This is a genomic window from Rhodoferax aquaticus (assembly GCF_006974105.1).
In the GTDB taxonomy this organism is placed as follows: domain Bacteria; phylum Pseudomonadota; class Gammaproteobacteria; order Burkholderiales; family Burkholderiaceae_C; genus Allorhodoferax; species Allorhodoferax aquaticus_A.
The window spans coordinates 4,670,412-4,689,043 of the sequence record NZ_CP036282.1; the positions used below are offsets into that span (position 1 = coordinate 4,670,412).

The window sequence follows — 18,632 nt, forward strand, 5'->3', positions numbered from 1 at the left end:
TTTTTGCATGGGGGCTAGCACTTCGCCTTTGTCTCCTGGTCCAACAGCGCTCGAATTTGGGCAAACAGGGGCGATGTGGCGGTGTGCTTTTTGCCGTATTCGAGGTTGAAGGCGTAGTCAAAGTCGGCGGGGTTAGCGCCTTGGTTGTGCTGGAGTATGGTTTCTAGTTTGTCCAAGGCTTTCACAGCTTGGGCTTCGGGGCTGGTGGCGTTTTCGTAGTCATCCCACAGCGCCAAGAATTCGGCTTGCAGTTGTGTGGGCAAGGCGCGCATGAGGTGCTGCAAGTCTTGGCGCTCGCGGGCTGACTTGTCGGGCATGCTGGCCTGCAGAGGCGCGGGCACGTCGCCGTTAATGGCCTCACCCAAGTCGTGCAGCACGCACATCTTCAAGACCTTTTGGAAATCAAGCGTGGGCAGCGCATCTTGAAACACCATGGCCATGAGGCACAGACGCCAAGTGTGTTCCGGCGTGCTTTCTTGGCGCCCCTGCGCGGTGTAGGCGTTGCGCAGCACGTCTTTGAGTTGCTCGGCCTCGCGCAAAAACGCCAGTCGGTTTTGAAGATCGTTTGGGGTCATGGTGGTGTACGGCGGGTGGGTGTTTGGGCAAAAAAGCGACCGGGTGATTCGCCAAAGCTGCGACGAAACATCGCAATGAAGTTGCTGGGGCTTGCGTAGCCCAAGGCATCGGCCACGTCAGCCACGCTGCGGCCTTGGGCGAGCAATTCCAGCGCATGGGTGAGGCCGGCTTGCTGGCGCCACTGGGCAAAGCTGCTGCCCGTTTGCGTCACACACAAGCGGCTCAAAGTGCGGGGCGACATGCCTGCCCATTGCGCCCACTGCTCTAAGGTGCGGGCATCGCCTGGGTTTTTGAGCACGGCGTTGGCAACGCGCAGCAAGCGCCTATCTGTGGGCATGGGTAAATGCAAGGGCTGGTGCGGCGTGTTGCGCAGCTCATCCAATAGCACCGCCGTCATGCGGTCTTGCTCCGGGCTCAAGTGCTCGGTGCCCGCCCACATCACGCAGCGCTGCACCAGTGCACGCAAGAGCTCGCTCACACCGATCACACAGGGCGTGGTGGGCAGCACTTGGCTGGCATGCGGGGCTATGAGCACGCCCCAGCCGCTAAGCACCCCTGTAATGCTGACCCAATGCGGCACGCCAGGCGGAATCCACCCTGCGCGGTGGGGCGGCAACATCCACGAACCATGGGCGCTGCGCACATGCACCAAGCCGCTTTCCACACAAAACAGCTGCCCGCGCACATGGCTGTGCCAGTCGTGCTCGCGGTTGTCCAAGGGGAAGTCGCTGTCGGGCTCGTGGTCGCCCACGAAGGCAATCACGGCTGGACCGTCGGCGCGCTCGCTGTCCTCCACCAACTGGGCTTCTGCCGGGGTGTAGGGAGGCTCAGACGAAGTGGGATGTGCGTGCGCCATGACCTGTTTTCAGTATTTTTTGTCCAAACAACGTTATCTCATTTTTCCAGTGCGGATCAACACTGCATTGTGTTCAAACAACAGGAGTGATTTCGTGAGTTCTACCACTGTGGCGCACAGCGCGCCGTCTTTAATTTATCCCCACGTTGCGCCGTGGGTGGCCGTGGCCATCGCCTGCATTGCCTCCTTTATGGTGGTGATGGACGGCGCCATTGTGAATGTGGCGCTTCCGGCCATGCGCGCCGACCTGCATTTGTCTGCCGTGGCCACGCAATGGGTGATAGATGCCTACCTGCTCGCCCTGGGCGGCTTCATGTTGTTGGCCGCCAGAGCCAGCGACTTGTTCGGTCGTAAAGCCGTGTTGCAAACGGGTCTGGCCGTGTTTACTTTGGCCAGCTTAGGCGGCGGCATCGCTACAAGCGGCGCCGCGCTCTTGCTAGCGCGGGCGGTGCAGGGTTTGGGCGCATCGGCTCTGGCCACGTCGACCTTGGCGGTCATCGTCGCGGTGTACCCCGGCGGGCGCCAACGGGCGCAAGCTATTTCTTGGTGGGCAGCCACCAGCTCGATTGGCTCCGCCATGGGTGTGGTGCTAGGCGGCTGGCTGACCAGCCAAGCCGGTTGGCGATGGGTGATGTATGTGAACGTGCCCGTTGGCGTGGCGCTCATGGCCGGCATTGCTTTGAGCCTGGCGCCTGCCGCCATTCGCAGCCCCAAACCCAGCCTGGACTTGCCCGGCGCGGTGGGCATCACACTGGGCATGGGCACCTTGCTGTTTGCAATTTCGCAGGCTGCGCACCTAGGGTGGACCTCTGCCACCGTGTTGGGCTGCTTGCTGGCGGCGGCGGTGCTGCTGAACTGGTTTGTGGGCGTGGAAATGCGCGCAGCGCAGCCCTTGGTGCGCATGGACATCTTCAAAGTGCACAACGTGCGGGTGGGCAATGTGCTGGTGATGTGCATGGGCGTTGCCATGACCGCCACCACGTTTTTAAGCTCAGTGGTGCTGCAGGGCGTGGTGGGCTATAGCGCGCTGGACGCGGGCCTGGCGATCTTGCCCCTGGGTGTGACCTTTGCGGCGGCGGCTGTGATGTCACGCATCTGGATGGACCGTGGTGTGAAGCGCTTGCCCCTGTACGGCGGCTTGATCTGCGCGGCGGGTGCCAGCTGGATGGCGGTGTTGCCACTGGCACCTGGTTTCGTGGCGGACATCTTGGGCCCCATGGTGCTCATGGGCTTGGGGCTGGGATTGATGGTCATGACCGTGACCCACACGGCGATAGATGGCGTACCCGCCAAAGACGCGGGCCTGGCCTCCGGCCTGTTCAACACCGCCAGACAACTGGGCGCAGCATTTGGCGTCGCTATCTTGTCGACCCTGGCCCACAGTGTGACCGCACACAGCCCCTTGCAAACAGAACTTCTTGCGCAACTACAAGGCTTTCAAGCCGCGTTTGGGGCCACGGCGGGCTTTGTCGCGCTAGCTGGCTTGTTGTCTTTGCTGCTACACACCCCGCAGAAAGCTGATTGAAATAGGCCCGGACCCCGCATAGAAAAAGCGCAGACAGCTACAACAAACATAGCTGTCTGCGCATATTACATGGGCGCTAGCACCCGTTTTGCTTGGCTTGCTCAGCGGCATGGGCCTCTGCCAAGCACGACAAAAACGCCCGTGTCACCCGCGATGCCTGGGGCGAGCGCCGCACAATGCCGAAGAAGCTGCAGGCGTAGTTCAACACGGCTGGGTTCAAGGCCCGCATTTGCCCTGTGCGCACAAAAGCTTCTGCGTAATGGTCGGGCAAAAAACCCAGGTACTGGCCCGACAAAATCAGCGTAGCAATGGACTCTTGGTCGTAGCCCGTGGCTTTGCGTGGCAGGCGCACTTGTTGGCTCAAGTCCATATTGGGCGAGTGGTAGCCCAGCCCCGCGAAATGGTGGGCGCGCAGGTCGTCCCAGCCCATGGCCGCAGCCTTGGCTTTGGCTTTTGCACCAAACAGCGCGTGCTGGGCACCGCAGTACAGCAGCATGGTCTCGTCAAACAAGGGCTCGTAAATCAGCGTTTCCGAGCTGCGGTGGCCCGGGATGACGCCCACTTGGAACTGCCCGTCGATCACGCCGCGCTCAATGGTGTTGATGGGCGCCACATGCAGGTGCAAACCCACATCCGGTGCCAGTGCCGCAAACTTGGCAATGGCGTCGCCAATATGCGCGGCTGGGTTGCTGGCGGTTTTGTCAAACACGGCAATATGCAACTCGCCCCCCATGCGGCGGTGGATCTCGTCCACACTGGCACGAAAGGCATCGGCCCCGGCGAGCAAACGCAAGGTCTCGCGGTAAATCTGCTCGCCCTCGGTGGTCAGTGAAAACCCAGCACGCCCACGGCGGCACAAGGTCAAGCCCAAGCGGGTCTCCAAGTCTTTGACATGGCGGCTCACCGTAGAGGTGCCGATATTGAGCTCCAGCTCCGCCGCCGCCATGCCGCCGCACTCCACCACGCTTTTGAACACGCGCAAGAGGCGTATGTCCATATCGCTCAACTGGCCTAAGGCGGCTCGGCTTTTTACTTGCATAAACTAGCAACCAAATATTGATACATAAACATTTATAAGAGTAACAGATGGCATAACAATGCTGCGAAAACCACCATTACTGGAGCCACCCCATGAACATGAATGACGCAGCCCCCTTGGCCGCCCCCCGCACCGACGCCGCTTGGCTGGATGCCCATTGGATGCCCTACACCGGCAACCGCGACTTCAAAGCCAACCCGCGCATCATGGTGGGCGCCAAAGGCTGCTACTACACCGACCAACACGGCAAGCAAATCTTTGACGGTCTATCAGGCCTGTGGTGCAGCGGCTTAGGCCACGGCCGCCAAGAGTTGGTGGATGCGGTCACCCGCCAGATGGCCACCTTGGACTACTCCCCGGCGTTTCAGTTTGGCCACCCCTTGTCGTTCGAGCTGGCCAACAAGCTCAAGGAACTCACCCCTGCTGGGCTGGACTATGTGTTCTTCACCGGCTCGGGTTCGGAGTCTGCCGACACCTCTTTGAAAATGGCACGCGCTTACTGGCGCGCCAAAGGCCAAGCCAGCAAGACCTTGCTGATTGGCCGCGAAAAAGGCTACCACGGCGTGAACTTTGGTGGCATTTCGGTAGGCGGTTTGGTGGCCAACCGCAAGATGTTTGGCCAAGGCATTCAGGCCGACCACTTGCCCCACACCATGCTGGCCAGCAATGCCTTCACACGCGGCATGGCCGACAAAGGTGCTGACTTGGCCGACGACTTGCTGCGCCTGATTGCCCTGCACGACGCCAGCAACATCGCCGCCGTGATTGTGGAACCCATGTCAGGCTCAGCCGGCGTGATCATCCCGCCCAAGGGCTACTTGCAACGCCTGCGCGACATCTGCACTGCCAACAACATCTTGCTGATATTTGACGAAGTGATCACCGGCTTTGGCCGCATGGGCGCTTGGACAGGTGCTGAGGCCTTTGGCGTGACCCCGGACATCATGAACGTGGCCAAGCAAATCACCAACGGTGCCCAACCCTTGGGCGCTGTGCTGGCCAAGAAGGACATTTACGACACCTTCATGGCGCAAGGCGGCCCCAACTACATGCTGGAGTTTGCCCACGGCTACACCTACTCCGCACACCCCATGGCCTGCGCCGTGGGTCTTGCCACGCTGGACATCTTGCAGCGCGAAAACATGGTCGACAAAGTCAAGGCCTTGGCGCCCTACTTTGAAAACGCCGTGCACAGCCTCAAAGGCAGCAAGCATGTGACCGACATCCGCAACTACGGGCTGGCAGCAGGCTTCACCATTGACGCAGTGCCCGGCGAACCCGCGCGCCGCCCCTACGAAATCGCCATGGCCATGCTGCAAAAAGGCTTCTACGTGCGCTACGGCGGTGACACCATCCAGCTGGCACCGCCATTTATCTCGACCCCCGCGCAGATCGACAGCTTGGTCAACGCCTTGGGCGAAACCTTCAACCAAACGGCCTGACACCCTGCCACGCGGCAATTCTGATTCACTCCTCTTTTTATAGCTGCTTGCGCTTATTCCATGGGCGCAAGCAGCCCATTTGGCACTTAAACAACCCATGTCTCAACTCCCTACAGTCGGCCACCTCATCGGCGGCAAGATCATCACCACCGGCGAACGCGCGCAAGACGTCTTCAACCCCGCCACCGGCAAAGCCGAGAAGCGCGTGCTGCTGGCCCCCAAAGCCACGGTAGAAGAAGCCATTGCCAACGCGCAAGCTGCCTTCCCGGCCTGGCGCAACACGCCTCCGCTCAAACGCGCCCGCGTGATGGGCAACCTCAAAGTCTTGCTGGAAAAGCACGCTGACGAACTCTGCGCCCTGATCACCGCCGAACACGGCAAGGTGCTCTCTGATGCCTTGGGCGAACTGCAACGCGGCATTGAAAACGTGGAGTACGCGTCTTATGCGCCTGAGCTGCTCAAAGGCGAGCACAGCAAAAACGTGGGCCCCGCCATCGACAGCTGGTCCGAGTTCCAGGCGCTGGGCGTCACCGCCGGCATCACCCCCTTCAACTTCCCGGCCATGGTGCCGCTGTGGATGTGGCCCATGGCTGTGGCCTGCGGCAACACCTTCATCCTGAAACCGTCGGAGCGCGACCCCAGCTCCACCCTGCGTGTGGCCGAACTGGCGCTCGAAGCCGGCCTGCCACCCGGCGTGCTCAACGTGGTCAACGGCGACAAGGAAGCCGTGGACACGCTGCTCACCGACCCGCGCGTCAAGGCCGTGAGCTTTGTGGGCTCTACCCCGATTGCTGAGTACATCTACGCCGAAGGCTGCAAGCACGGCAAGCGCGTGCAGGCTTTGGGCGGCGCCAAGAACCACGCGGTGGTCATGCCCGACGCCGATGTAGCCAACGCCGTGAGTGCGCTCATGGGCGCGGCCTATGGCTCCTGCGGCGAGCGCTGCATGGCCATTCCGCTGGTGGTGGCCGTGGGTGATGCCACCGCCGACGCGGTGATTGAAGGCCTGAAGGCCGAGATCGCCAAGATGAAGGTCGGCCCCGGCACCGCCCCCGGCATGGACATGGGCCCGCTGGTCACCAAGCCGCATTTTGAAAAGGTCAAGGGCTATGTGGACCAGGGCGTAAAAGAAGGCGCCACCTTGGTGGTAGACGGCCGTGGCCTGAAAGTGGCCGGCCATGAAGAAGGCTACTACCTCGGCCCCTGCCTGTTTGACAACGTCAAACCCGGCATGGTGATCTACCAAGAAGAGATCTTCGGCCCCGTCCTGGGCGTGGTGCGCGTCAAAACCTTGCAAGAGGCCATGGACATGATCGACGCCCACGAATACGGCAACGGCACCTGCATCTTCACCCGCGACGGAGAAGCCGCCCGCTACTTCACCGACAACATCTTGGTTGGCATGGTGGGTGTGAACGTGCCCTTGCCCGTGCCCGTGGCCTACCACTCTTTTGGCGGCTGGAAGCGCAGCCTGTTCGGCGACCTACACGCCTACGGCCCCGACGCCGTGCGCTTCTACACCAAGCGCAAGACCATCACCCAACGCTGGCCGAGTGCTGGTGTGCGCGAAGGGGCGGTGTTTAGCTTTCCGAGTACCAAGTAAGCCGACGCTGTTTGGTCGCCATCCAAGCCGGGCCTTTAGCCCGGCTTTTTTGTATCTGAACATGTAGTAACCGGCTAACACCCAAGCCGCTTTGAGCCGCCCAACAATGGAACTCCCAACTACAACGAGGAGACCACGATGGCTGCTAAAAAGATTTTGATGATTTGCGGTGACTACTGCGAGGACTACGAGACCATGGTGCCGTTTCAGGCGCTGCTGGCTGTGGGCCATACCGTGCATGCGGTGTGCCCGGACAAAAAGGCGGGCGACCACATCAAAACCGCCATCCACGACTTTGAAGGCGCGCAAACCTACAGCGAAAAGCCCGGCCACAACTTTGTGCTGAACGCCAGTTTTGCGGAGGTGCAAGCGACCCAGTATGACGCGCTGGTTTTGCCGGGCGGACGTGGCCCGGAGTACTTGCGCACCTACCCTGCCGTGGTGGCCATGGTGCGGCATTTTTTTGACACCAACAAGCCGGTCGCCGCCATTTGCCATGCCGCACAGCTCTTGGCCGGGGCCAAGGTTTTGAAAGAGCGCACCTGCTCAGCCTACCCCGCCTGCCGGGCTGAGGTGGAGTTGGCTGGCGGCATTTATGCCGACATTGCCGTGGACAGTGCGGTCACTGAGGGCAACTTGGTATCAGCCCCCGCGTGGCCAGCGCACCCGGCGTGGATTGCGCAATTCTTGGTGCTACTGGGTACGCGTATTCAGCATTGACAGCGCTAATGCGGCGGGACAATATGGCCCGTTGCCTAAGGGGTGTTCATGGGGAGTTGTCATGTGCCAAGTGTTCATCAGTGCTGACCCACATTTGTACGAAAGCCGTGCCCGCTCTGTGCGTTTGCACGGGGTGGCCACGAGCATCAAACTGGAAAACCTGTTTTGGCAGGTGCTGTTAGAGATTGCCCAGCGCGATGGCATGAGCGTGCCCCAGCTGTGCACCAAGCTATATGACGAGCTGGTGCAAGACCGCGGCGAGGTAGACAACTTTGCGTCTTTTTTGCGGGTGTGCTGCGGTCGCTACATGGCGCTGCAACTCTCAGGCGGAATTCCGCAAGATGCCAGCATTCCTATTAGCAGCCTCAACGCGCGAAGGGTGCTGGAAACTGAGGGGCGCGCCGGGCAATGCCTAACGCAGGCAAGGCGCACTGCGGCTTAGTACTGGCCGCCGTGTACCGCGCTCAATGCGCGTTTTGTATGCGGGCGAGTTGCCCCAGTTCGCGCGCTTCGTTACTTGCAAAGAACTCTGGGTTTTGTTCGGTCCAGTTGCAATACAACAAGCGCACGGTGGACTCATCGACCGAGGCATCCATTCTGACCATGGCCGCAATGTGGTGGCTACCAAACACGTCTTGCGTGTACAAGCGTTCAATGGCAATGGCCCCCGGCATAGCCGGCAAGTTGGCGTGGCGAACTTCTGACCAGCGTGCCGCCGCCGCCGGGGCTTGCGCGCCTTGGGCATGGGGCAGTTCTACGCGGTACTGGACTTGCAGGCCCTTGGCCGCCACTGCGACCAAATTACCGAATTCGTCCTTGCCTACAGCCAGCACATCCGCAGGCATGCCCAGGCTCTCCAAGCAGTAGCTCACATCGAAGGCTTGCGCCAAGGCATCTGGAAAAAAGCTCCACACGCAGCCATCCGGCCCTATCGTGAAGGCCTCTTCACGACCGTATCGGTTGTCTACCAAACAGGTTTGGCGCCACAAAGGCTGCGCTGTTGCTGCGGGCGTGGCCTGGGCCGGGACGGCAGAACGCGAGGCTTTTTCACTACGCGCTGCAGCGCGTGGAGCGGTTTGGGTGTGTGACAGCATCGTTAGTCCTTGTGCCATTGGCCACTAGGGGGCCATTTGTCAAAAATATGACATGCAGTTTCGTCGTACACGCGACAAAAGTCCCAAAGAAAACCTGAAAATTCCTGAAAAATGCATGCTGACATGCCAAAATCCGCCCCTGAGTTCTAAGGAACTACATTTTTTTACACACTGAACCCGGTGTATCGCGAAAGTTTTCTCTTAGGTGCCTTCTTCTCCCCTTACTGACAGTGTGTTTGGTGCGTTTGTGCTGCAACGCCACGAAAGGCGCTTGCTGTGCAATGACAAAGCGGTGAGTTTGGGCGCGCGCGCTTTTGATGTACTGTCTGCCCTGGTTGACAACGCTGGCAAGTTGGTGACCAAGCAGCAGCTGTTGGACGCCGTATGGCCTGGCGTTGCGGTCGAAGAAAACAATTTGCAGGTGCACGTGTCTACGCTGCGGCGTTTGCTGGGCAACGAGACGATTGCAACCGTATCCGGGCGGGGCTATCGCTTTACGGCCCGAATTTCATCGGTCACGCCAGCGGCGGCTCCTGTGGAGGGGGCCGTAGAAGCCCCTAAGCCTGCAGGCGTGCATGGACAACGCCGCGCCCAAGACCTGATGGCCCACAGGCGCACCGTTGCGGTGCTGCCCTTTGTGAATTTGAATGGCGATGCAGACCAAGAGTATTTCTCGGATGGTTTGGCCGAGGACATCATCGCCCAATTGACCCGTTCACCGTGGTTGTTGGTGGTGTCACGCAATTCCTCGTTTACCTACCGGGGTAGCAGCCTCGGCAATGCACAGATTGGCTTGGCCTTGGGTGCGCGCTATTTGGTACAGGGCAGTGTGCGCAAAGCGGGCACCACCTTGCGCATGACGGCCGAATTGGTGGACACCATTACCCAAGAAACGCTATGGTCTGACCGCTACGACCGGCCTTTGGCGGATTTGTTTGCGCTACAAGACCAGATTTCTGCCCACGTGGTGAGCACCATCGAACCGGTATACCTGCACCGGGAAGAACGCGTGGCCTCCGAAGTGGCGCAGCAAGACATGCAGCATTGGGACATGCTCATGCGGGCGCGTTGGCATTTTTGGCGCTCTACCCCCGACCACGTTTTGAAGGCACAAAACCTTTTGCGCCAAGCTTTGGAGCGCAAACCTGACGATTCGCCCACCCTGTCGCTCATGGCGTTTACCTACTTGGCCCAACTGTGGGGTGGCTGGTCCCAAGACCCCAAAGCCGCGGTAGGGGAGGCCTACCGCCTGGCCATGATGTCGGTACGCAATGACGACCGTGACGCCTACGCCCACTTTACCTTGGGGACTACGCAGTCACTGTGCGGCCAAATGGATGCTGCTATTGGTGAGCTAGAGCGGGCCTTGAGCCTGTACCCCCAATTTGCGGCTGCCGCAGGTGAATTGGGTCGTTTGCTGGCGTTTTCTGCGCGGCCTGACGAGGCAGAAGAGCTTGTCTTGCAGGCTATAGACTCCAGCCCGCACGACCCCCACTTAAGCCTGTGGGTGCGCACACGCGCCATTGCAAAGTTCACCCAAGAGAATTATGTGGACGCATTGCGCTACGCCAAAGAAGCGGTTGCCAAACGCCCCGACTGGTTCTTTAACCATCTGTTGCTGGCCGCTTGCTACGCCATGCTCAACAACCTGCCGGCTGCACAGGCGAGTTTGAACACTGCGCTCACCAACCGGCCCTACAACTTGGGGGCCTTTCACTTGGGTCATCCCTTTGTGGAGCCGAAGCACCGGGATAAATTTTTGCACGCACTCAGTTTGGCCGGTTGGCAGCCTTAAACTTTTCGGGCTTAAAGGAGGCGGTCCTGACCTCCCAACCAACCCAAAAAGAGAGAGACCCTGCATGGCCCAAGACCCTACGACACTGCCCAGCAGCAACGCCAAACGCAAAGTTGCCATTCTTGGTGGCGGCATTTCGGCACTCGCCACCGCGTTCGAACTAAGCAGCCAGCCCCAGTGGCAAGACTCCCTAGACATCACGCTGTACCAAATGGGTTGGCGTTTGGGCGGCAAGTGCGCCACCGCCCGTGGGCCCAATGACCGTATTGAAGAGCACGGCATCCACGGTTTCTTGGGCAGCTACTACAACGCCTTGCCCATGATGCGCGACTGCTATGCCGCCCTGGGCCGCGCACCGGGCCAGCCCTTGGCCACTTTTGAAGAGGCGTTTAAGCCCGAGAGTTTTGTCTTGATGTGGGAGTACATCGACGGCAAGATGATCCGTTGGCCGTTTACCTCGCCCACCAACAGCTTGTTGCCCAGCGACCCCGCGTCATTGGACAAGCTGCGCTCTGTAGAACATTGGATTGCATCCACCGCTGCGGTGCTAGAAGGCTTGTTCGACCACCATGAAGCGGCACACGGCGCGCAAGGGCTGTTGGACAAAGCCAAGTGGGCCGTGGGCCGCCAAGTGATCAAACACACGCTGAGCAGCATCGAAAAAGCGAAGACCAATCTGCATGAGGAAGAATCCGGCGTCAGCCACGCTTTGGAAAAAGCCTGGGATTGGGTTCGCGACACTGCGGTGGACCTGCTGGACGACAACACCGAGATTCGCCGCCTGCTCATCGTGGGGGAGTACCTGCTGGCCATCATCCGTGGATGCATCAAGGACGAAGTGGCCACCAAAGGCTTTGACCACTTGGACGATGAGAACTTCAGCGACTGGTTGATCCGCCACGGCGCTTCCGTCATGGTGGCCTCGTCGCCGATGGCGCTCAACACCGTCAACCTGTCGTACCAATACCCCCAAGGCGACACCGCACGCACTGCGCTCATGGGCGCGGGCTGCTACTTGCACTGGACGATACGCAGCTTTGCCTATATGGGTGCATTCGCGTGGCTGTTTGAGGCAGGCACGGGCGAGACCATCATTGCGCCTTTGTACGAAGTGCTGCGCAAACGCGGTGTGAAGTTTGAGTTCTTCCACAAGGTCGAGTCCTTGGGCCTGAGCGCCGACAAAGGCTCGGTGGCCACCATCAACTTTGACGTGCAAGCCACGTTGAAGAACCCGCAGGCGGTGTACGAGCCGCTGTTCATGGTCAAAGGTCTGCCTTCATGGCCCGCCACGCCCATGTTCGACCAGCTTGTGCAGGGCGACGCACTCAAGGCGGGCAAGGTGGATTTGGAGTCCTACTGGAATGGCTGGCAGCCTGTCGCCAAACGCCAGTTGGTCGCTGGCCAAGACTTTGACCAAATTGTGTTCGCCATCTCCATAGGCGCAGTGCCTTACCTGTGCAAAGAGCTGTTGGCGGCCAAGCCTGAGTGGCAAAACATGGTGGACAAAGTCACCACCGTGCAAACGCAAACCATGCAACTGTGGATGAACCGCAGCACCACCGAACTGGGCTGGGACATCGAGTTCAAAAACCCCCACGACACCGTGATCGGTGCGACCTACCTCAACCCCTTGGACGGCCAGGTGGACTTCACCCACTTGCTGCCCTGGGAGAGCTGGCCCGCTGACCAAGAACCTAAATCGCTGTGGTACTTCAGCGGTGCCATGGCCGAGTACGAAGCGCCCCCGCCGTTCACCGACACCGACTACCCAGCGCGCGCCCACGCCCGCGTCAAGGCCCAGTGCATCCAGTACCTGCAAGCCAGCATGGGGCCCCTGCTGCCCAAGTCCACCACCAACGTGATCAGCCCTCCCGGCGACCCCGTGGGCCTGGACTTTAGCCTGCTACAAGGCTATGACGATGCCAACGCGGGCTTGGGCGTGCAGCGCTTTAACCAACAATTCTGGCGCGCCAACATCGACCCCACCGAGAGCTATGTGACATCCCCTCCCGGCAGCACAGCCGCGCGTCTCAAAGCCTGGGGCAGCGGTTTTAGCAACCTCGCCATCGCAGGCGACTGGATCTACACCGGCCTGAACGTAGGGAGCGTAGAAGGTGCCGTCATGGGCGGCAAGCTCGCCGCCCACGCCATCAGCGGCTACCCTGCCCTGCGCGATATCCCGGGCTATCCCACACCTGAATCGCCCACCGGGGCATGAGCCGCGCAATAGATCGATAAAACATGGAGCGGTCGCAAATGCATGACGCACACGCTACCGCCCCATCCACCTTGGAGAAAGCACCATGAGCCCACAGGCCTTCGAACTCAAAGACTACCGCCAACCCGTTGTGACTTCACTGGGCGTGATCCTCGGCTTTATCGTGGGCTTTTTAGGCCAATGGGTGACGGAGCCAGATTTCGCATTGCGCACATGGTCAGACTGGGTGGTATTTGTGGGCTGTTTTGTAGGCTCACTGCTGCTGTTCGCTGCGCTGTTTCGCATGCTTCAGCCCAGCGTGCCGCAGGAAGACGCCTTGGCCCACTACCGTGTCACGCTCAAGATGTACATGGTGGGATTGGGCGCGGCTTTTGGCGGCATCCTCGTTTCAGCCTTTATCTGAAGGCTTCTCAGGACGCAGCTTGCCCCTCCCGAAGCAGCCAGTCATGCATTTGGGTAATGCGCTCGCTGCGCGGTTCGTCGGCCCGCCGAGAAATCCACCACGTCTTGCCAGGTACCACTGGGTACCCGTCAAGCGCATGCAATCGCCCCTCATCCATCGCTTCTTGGGCAAGCGAACGTGGCAAGAAGGCCAGCCCTAGTCCGCGCTGGGCTGCGTCTAACAGCAGGCGTTCGTCGTCGTAGATGACTCTTTTGCGAAAGCGGTGCAGATGTTCGCGAAACACATCCGCCGTTGCTTGGCCCGTGAATGCATCTTCCATGCAAACCAGCCCCACATGCGCATGGTGCTGATCAACTGCAACGCCTTCCAAGCTCGGTAACAGTGCGGTAGATGCGACCATCACCCAGCTATCAGTCATCAGGGGTGACTCCTTGAGTCCACTCTGGGCGAGAGGGCGTTCGCTAATGGAAATGTCCACATCAATCTCATCCACATAGCGGGCTGTAACGTCGGTCGACAACAAGGGACATAGACCGGGTAGGTCGGCCATTAGCCGCACCATGCGCGCTTGCAACCAACCATGCATGAGCGGCGCCGGACACACCAACACCACCAAGCCTTCATCTTGGTAGCTGTTGATACGGCCCATGCCATTGCGCAGTGTGTTGATGGCCCCTTGCACGCTGCTGAGCAAAATTTTGCCAGCCACGGTCAACTCCACCCCCCGGCCAATGCGCCGAAACACCGGCTGGCCGAGCTGGGCTTCGAGCAACTGAATTTGATGGCTGATCGCACTTTGCGAGAGGGCCAGTTCATCGGCAGCGCGAGAAAAATTGCCCAAGCGAGCGGCCGCTTCAAAGCCGATCAACAACTTCATGGAGGGAACACGTGGCAGCAACATATGAAAATTATTGATCAATAAAGGCAAAAAACTTCGCTTTTATTTGTATCTGATGCTTTTTAGACTCGCAGCACATCAACTTTGGAAGTGCTTTATGCGTCGATTCGATGCCCGTCTGCAGGGCTACCACATGCCCGCTGAATGGGAACCCATGGCCGCCATGTGGTTGGGCTGGCCAGTGCTACAGGACCGGGAAACCTTGTGGGGTGCGCATTACCCGCGGGTTGAACAAGAGTTTGCTTTAGCAGCCCAAACCTTTGCCCGCTACCAACCCTGCAAAGTCACCGCCCACCACTCCAGGGCCGAGCAAGCACGGCGCCTGTGTGGACCCACGGTAGAAGTGGTCGAAGTGGCGGCTGAGGACAATTGGATCCGCGATTGTGGGCCTGTCTTCCTGCGTGGCAAAGATGGCTCCTTGCTTGCGGCGGTGTTCCGTTTCAATGCATGGGGCGAAAAGTACCAACCACACGATGGCTGCCAACAGCTGGCGCAAGACATGGCGCGCACCGCAGGGGTACGGATCGTCAACTCCGCCATGGTGCTAGAGGGGGGGTCGTTTTACGTGGACGGACAGGGCACGCTGTTAACAACCGAGTCTTGCCTGTTGCACCCCAACCGCAACCCCCACATGAATCGCCGGGAGATTGAGGAAGAACTAGGCCGCATGCTGGGTGTCCGCAAAGTCATTTGGCTGCCAGGCAACCCTGGCGAAGTAGAAACCAACGGGCATGTGGACGGCATCGCGTCGTTCATCGGCCAAGGGCGTGTCTTGGTGCAGTCGGCGTCCCCCGACCAGGGCGAGTATTTCCGCGTGATGCGAGAAAACCGCCGCGCGTTGGCGCTTGCGACCGATGCTGCCGGTCGACACTTCGAGTTTTTGGAACTTCCCTCCCCTATCGTGAGCGAGCGGTTTGGCTCCGAACGCTATTGCGACTGCTATGCCAACTACGTGCTGCTCAATGGCGCAGTGGTGTCCACCGCTTTCGGCGTGCCTGAGGACGACGCTGCACGCAAAGTGTTTGCCCAAGCCTTCCCCGGGCGAGCCGTGGAGTTGTTGCCCGTGACCGCCATTTCGATGGGCGGCGGTAGCTTGCACTGCTCGACCCAACAACAACCTGCCTGCATTTCAAGGTCTTCACCCGGAGCGCACCCATGACCCGAAAACTAACGGTTGCCGCCGTCCAAATGGCCTCTGGAAGCTGGAACCTACAAGACAACATGGCGCGAGCCGAGCGGCTGATCCGAGAGGCTGCTAGCGGTGGTGCACAGCTGGTGCTTTGCCCGGAGTTGTTCATGTCGCCGTACTTTTGCATCGACCAAAACGGCCAGCACTTGGCGCTGGCTGAGCCGTTTGAAGGCCACACGGGCATTGCACATTTTGCCCGCCTCGCGGCTGAGCTCAAAGTGGTGATCCCCATTGGCTTCTTCGAGCGCGCAGGGAACGTGGCCTACAACAGTGTGGCCGTGGCCGACGCGGACGGGCGGGTACTTGGGCGTTACCGCAAAACCCACATTCCCGACGGAACCGGCTACACAGAAAAGTTTTACTTTGCACCCGGTGACACCGGCTTTAAGGTGTGGGACACCCAGGTTGGGCGCATCGGCATCGGCATTTGCTGGGACCAGTGGTTTCCCGAGACCGCACGCAGCTTGGCGCTGATGGGCGCAGAGGTCTTGTGCTTTCCCACCATCATCGGCTCCGAGCCCTGGGACCCCGCCTATGACTCTAGCGGCCACTGGCAGCGCACTATGCAGGGCCACGCAGCCGCCAATATGGTGCCGGTGGTAGCGGCCAACCGCATTGGTACGGAGACGGGGCTGGGCAATGGCAACGCACAGCAAGCGCCGCTCACCAGCACCTTCTATGGCAGCAGCTTCATCACCGACCACACGGGCGCCAAGCTGCAGGAAGCAGGGCGGACGGAAGAAGCCATATTGATCCAGACACTGGACCTTGATGCCATGCGCGCCGACCGCCAAAGCTGGGGATTTTTCCGTGACCGGCGACCTGCCATGTACCGCACGCTGCTAACCAGCGATGGCGTGCTCGCTTGCTGACGCCGTGGTTTTGACACAAAGGAATTTTTCATGCAACTCTCCCCCATTCTGTGCATAGGGGCAATGGCCGCCCTGCTGAGCGCCTGCTCACCTGCACCCGCACCATCGTCCACCACCGTGGCACCCATGGATACGGCCGCACCGCCTCTAGCCTTAGACGCAGAGAAGGTGCTGAACATCTACAACTGGCCCGACTACATACCGCCAGAAACGATTGCAGCTTTCGAGAAGGAGACTGGCATCAAGGTCAATTACGACACCTACGAAAGCAACGAGGCCATGCACGCCAAGGTCGCTGCAGGCAACACGGGCTATGACATTGCGGTCACAGGGAACGTGTTTGCCAAGCAGCAAGTTGCAGGGGGCATCATGCAAGCCTTGGAAACTGGCAAGTTGACCCGGTACGGAAACTTGGACAAGCACCTGATGGCCAAGCTGGCACTGGATGACCCGGGCAATCGCCATTTGATCCCATGGGCATGGGGTTTCACAACGGTGGGCATCAACACAAGCAAAGCCCAAAAAGCCCTAGGCGGCTTGCCCATGCCAGAGAACGCGTGGGACCTTGTCTTCAACCCCGTCTACACCCGCAAGCTCAAGGCTTGCGGCATTGCCTTTCAAGACTCTTCGACCGACGTGATCCCGCTGGCGCTACACCATGTCGGGAAGAACCCCAGCTCAGCCGATGCAGCGGATTTACAGGCCGCAACGGACATGCTGGCCAAAGTACGCCCCGACATACGGATGTTTTCGAGCGGCATGATTGACGACCTGGCCAGCGGCAAAGCGTGCGTCGCGATCGGTTGGTCCAGCGAAATCAATATGGCGGCTTCCAGAATCAAAGAGAACGGCTCCAACGATGTCATCGAGGCACTGATTCCCCGAACCGGTGGCATTTTTTTCTATGACGCCATGGGCATTCTTAAAGAAGCCAAGCATGTGAAAAACGCAATGGCTTTTGTGGACTTCTATCTGCGCCCAGAGTACGCTGCGGCCATGACCAATGGGTTTAACTACCCTACGGGCAACACCGCGGCCGCAGCGTTGCTCACACCCGATGTGCAGCAGAACAGGAGCATCAATATGAGCGAAGAAGCAATCAAACGACTCATTTTCACTGGCGCGCTCAGCGCGGAAGCGCGCAGCAGCATGCAGCAAGCCTTCGTAGCTTTCAAGAAAGCTAAGTGACAAAAATGCTCAACCGCCGCAGAACACTCCAATCGCTCGCAGGTTTATCCATGGCCATGACGCAGGCGCTGCCGAGCTTGGCGAACACGCCCGCCACAGCCGCTTGGCGAATGCCCGACGAAGGAGAGCCGCACGCGCGAACGTGGATGGCCTTTGGTGCGCAACTTGACATTTGGGGTGCAGAGCTGTTGCCCGTTGTACAACAAGACTTGGCCAACATCGCCATGGCGATTGCCCGATTCGAGCCCGTGTCAATGCTGGTGCGCCCCAGCGATATGGCTAAGGCGACCTCCCTGTTGAAGGGATCGCGCGTCGAACTGGTCGAACAAATGGTGGATGACTTCTGGATGCGCGACTCAGGGCCCGTATTCGTGACCAACGCGCAAGGCAAGAAGGCGGCAGTCGACTTCAATTTCAATGGCTGGGGCAAGAAGCAGAAGCACACACACGACGCCAAGGTAGCCGCCTTCGTTGCAGGCCGAGCAGGCGCGCAACGCATGCGCACCAGCTTGGTCCTAGAAGGGGGCGGCATCGAGGTAGATGGACACGGCACGGCCATCATCACCGAGAGCTGCGTGCTCAATGCCAACCGCAACCCTGGCGTTTCAAAAGCCGCCTGCGAGGCTGAACTCAAGCGCCTTCTGGGGCTGGAAAAGATTCTCTGGTTACCGGGCATCAAGGGGAAAGACATCACCGACGGCCACACCGATTTCTACGCACGCTTTGCATCCCCAGGCGTGGTTCTCGCGGGCTATGACCCAGACCCAGACTCCTACGACCATGCGGTGACTACGCGGCATTTAGCCATGCTGCGCGAGATGACAGACGCGCGAGGCAAGCCACTGGAAGTGGTCGTGATGGAAGCGCCCACAACCGTGCGTGAACACTACGCGGGCAAGGACTTCGCAGCGGGCTACATCAACTTCTACGTGTGCAATGGCGCGGTCATTGCACCCCAATTTGGTGACCGCGCTGCCGATGCCAACGCGCGCGACACGCTCAAAGACCTCTTTCCTACGCGCGAGGTCGTGCAGCTCAACGTCGACGGCGTCGCCGCTGGGGGTGGTGGAATCCATTGCACGACGCAGCAGGAACCGGCCGTGGCGTGAGCCCTAGGAGCGTGCAGGCTGAACGTTCCAAGCAAATCACAAAAGGGGATGCCATTGCATCCCCTTTTTTGCTTCTTATTTGATAGCTGCTTGGGCAATACCCAT

17 protein-coding genes are annotated in these 18,632 nt (G+C 59.7%); 12 read left to right on the plus strand and 5 right to left on the minus strand.

Annotation, left to right across the window (positions count from 1 at the left end; genetic code table 11):
• Nucleotides 1-14: 14 nt before the first annotated feature.
• Nucleotides 15-575 (minus strand): HD domain-containing protein, encoded by a 561-nt coding sequence (locus EXZ61_RS21505; RefSeq protein WP_142813960.1) that lies wholly within the window; start codon nt 573-575, stop codon nt 15-17.
• Nucleotides 572-1,432, minus strand: coding sequence for an AraC family transcriptional regulator (locus EXZ61_RS21510; protein ID WP_142813961.1), 861 nt, complete (start codon nt 1,430-1,432; stop codon nt 572-574). The genes EXZ61_RS21505 and EXZ61_RS21510 overlap by 4 nt, the downstream gene beginning before the upstream one ends.
• Before the next feature lie 94 nt (nt 1,433-1,526).
• On the opposite strand from EXZ61_RS21510, the gene EXZ61_RS21515 reads away from it, so the two are divergent.
• A complete protein-coding gene (locus EXZ61_RS21515) occupies nt 1,527-2,957 on the plus strand; it encodes an MFS transporter (RefSeq protein ID WP_237219032.1) in 1,431 nt (476 codons plus the stop codon).
• Between the two features lie 76 nt (nt 2,958-3,033).
• On the opposite strand, the gene EXZ61_RS21520 is transcribed toward EXZ61_RS21515, so the two are convergent.
• Entirely contained in the window at nt 3,034-3,996 is a 963-nt protein-coding gene (locus EXZ61_RS21520) for a LysR family transcriptional regulator (protein WP_142813962.1), read from the minus strand.
• Nucleotides 3,997-4,088: 92 nt separating this feature from the next.
• On the opposite strand from EXZ61_RS21520, the gene aptA reads away from it, so the two are divergent.
• The 4 genes from aptA to EXZ61_RS21540 all read left to right on the plus strand — a co-directional run bounded on the left by aptA (nt 4,089) and on the right by EXZ61_RS21540 (nt 8,203).
• Entirely contained in the window at nt 4,089-5,438 is a 1,350-nt protein-coding gene (aptA, locus tag EXZ61_RS21525) for an omega-aminotransferase AptA (protein ID WP_142813963.1), read from the plus strand.
• A gap of 97 nt (nt 5,439-5,535) precedes the next feature.
• Entirely contained in the window at nt 5,536-7,041 is a 1,506-nt protein-coding gene (locus EXZ61_RS21530) for a CoA-acylating methylmalonate-semialdehyde dehydrogenase (RefSeq protein ID WP_142813964.1), read from the plus strand.
• A gap of 138 nt (nt 7,042-7,179) precedes the next feature.
• Complete coding sequence (locus EXZ61_RS21535; protein WP_142813965.1) at nt 7,180-7,761, plus strand: DJ-1/PfpI family protein; 582 nt, start codon at nt 7,180-7,182, stop codon at nt 7,759-7,761.
• A gap of 61 nt (nt 7,762-7,822) precedes the next feature.
• The gene (locus tag EXZ61_RS21540; RefSeq protein ID WP_142813966.1) at nt 7,823-8,203 is read left to right on the plus strand and encodes a ribbon-helix-helix domain-containing protein; all 381 of its coding nucleotides are present in this window, start codon (nt 7,823-7,825) and stop codon (nt 8,201-8,203) included.
• Between the two features lie 22 nt (nt 8,204-8,225).
• On the opposite strand, the gene EXZ61_RS21545 is transcribed toward EXZ61_RS21540, so the two are convergent.
• Nucleotides 8,226-8,855 carry a hypothetical protein gene (locus EXZ61_RS21545; protein ID WP_142813967.1) on the minus strand — a complete coding sequence of 210 codons (630 nt, stop codon included), beginning with the start codon at nt 8,853-8,855 and terminating at the stop codon, nt 8,226-8,228.
• Between the two features lie 205 nt (nt 8,856-9,060).
• On the opposite strand from EXZ61_RS21545, the gene EXZ61_RS21550 reads away from it, so the two are divergent.
• From EXZ61_RS21550 to EXZ61_RS21560, 3 genes are all read left to right on the plus strand, one after another.
• Nucleotides 9,061-10,650, plus strand: a complete 1,590-nt coding sequence (locus EXZ61_RS21550; protein ID WP_142813968.1) for a winged helix-turn-helix domain-containing protein — start codon at nt 9,061-9,063, stop codon at nt 10,648-10,650.
• A gap of 64 nt (nt 10,651-10,714) precedes the next feature.
• The gene (locus EXZ61_RS21555; protein ID WP_142813969.1) at nt 10,715-12,868 is read left to right on the plus strand and encodes an NAD(P)/FAD-dependent oxidoreductase; all 2,154 of its coding nucleotides are present in this window, start codon (nt 10,715-10,717) and stop codon (nt 12,866-12,868) included.
• A gap of 85 nt (nt 12,869-12,953) precedes the next feature.
• Nucleotides 12,954-13,271 carry a hypothetical protein gene (locus EXZ61_RS21560; protein WP_142813970.1) on the plus strand — a complete coding sequence of 106 codons (318 nt, stop codon included), beginning with the start codon at nt 12,954-12,956 and terminating at the stop codon, nt 13,269-13,271.
• Between the two features lie 7 nt (nt 13,272-13,278).
• Here EXZ61_RS21560 and EXZ61_RS21565 read toward each other — a convergent pair whose 3' ends face one another.
• A complete protein-coding gene (locus tag EXZ61_RS21565; RefSeq protein ID WP_237219033.1) occupies nt 13,279-14,148 on the minus strand; it encodes a LysR family transcriptional regulator in 870 nt (289 codons plus the stop codon).
• Nucleotides 14,149-14,266: 118 nt separating this feature from the next.
• On the opposite strand from EXZ61_RS21565, the gene EXZ61_RS21570 reads away from it, so the two are divergent.
• The 4 genes from EXZ61_RS21570 to EXZ61_RS21585 are packed head-to-tail and all read left to right on the plus strand — an operon-like array spanning nt 14,267 to nt 18,527.
• Entirely contained in the window at nt 14,267-15,328 is a 1,062-nt protein-coding gene (locus EXZ61_RS21570; RefSeq protein ID WP_142813972.1) for an agmatine deiminase family protein, read from the plus strand.
• On the plus strand, nt 15,325-16,230 hold the full coding sequence (aguB, locus tag EXZ61_RS21575; protein ID WP_142813973.1) for an N-carbamoylputrescine amidase: 906 nt from the start codon (nt 15,325-15,327) through the stop codon (nt 16,228-16,230). The genes EXZ61_RS21570 and aguB overlap by 4 nt, the downstream gene beginning before the upstream one ends.
• Nucleotides 16,231-16,260: 30 nt before the next feature.
• Complete coding sequence (locus tag EXZ61_RS21580; protein ID WP_142813974.1) at nt 16,261-17,418, plus strand: extracellular solute-binding protein; 1,158 nt, start codon at nt 16,261-16,263, stop codon at nt 17,416-17,418.
• Between the two features lie 5 nt (nt 17,419-17,423).
• Nucleotides 17,424-18,527 carry an agmatine deiminase family protein gene (locus EXZ61_RS21585; RefSeq protein ID WP_142814363.1) on the plus strand — a complete coding sequence of 368 codons (1,104 nt, stop codon included), beginning with the start codon at nt 17,424-17,426 and terminating at the stop codon, nt 18,525-18,527.
• The last annotated feature ends 105 nt before the right edge of the window (nt 18,528-18,632 follow it).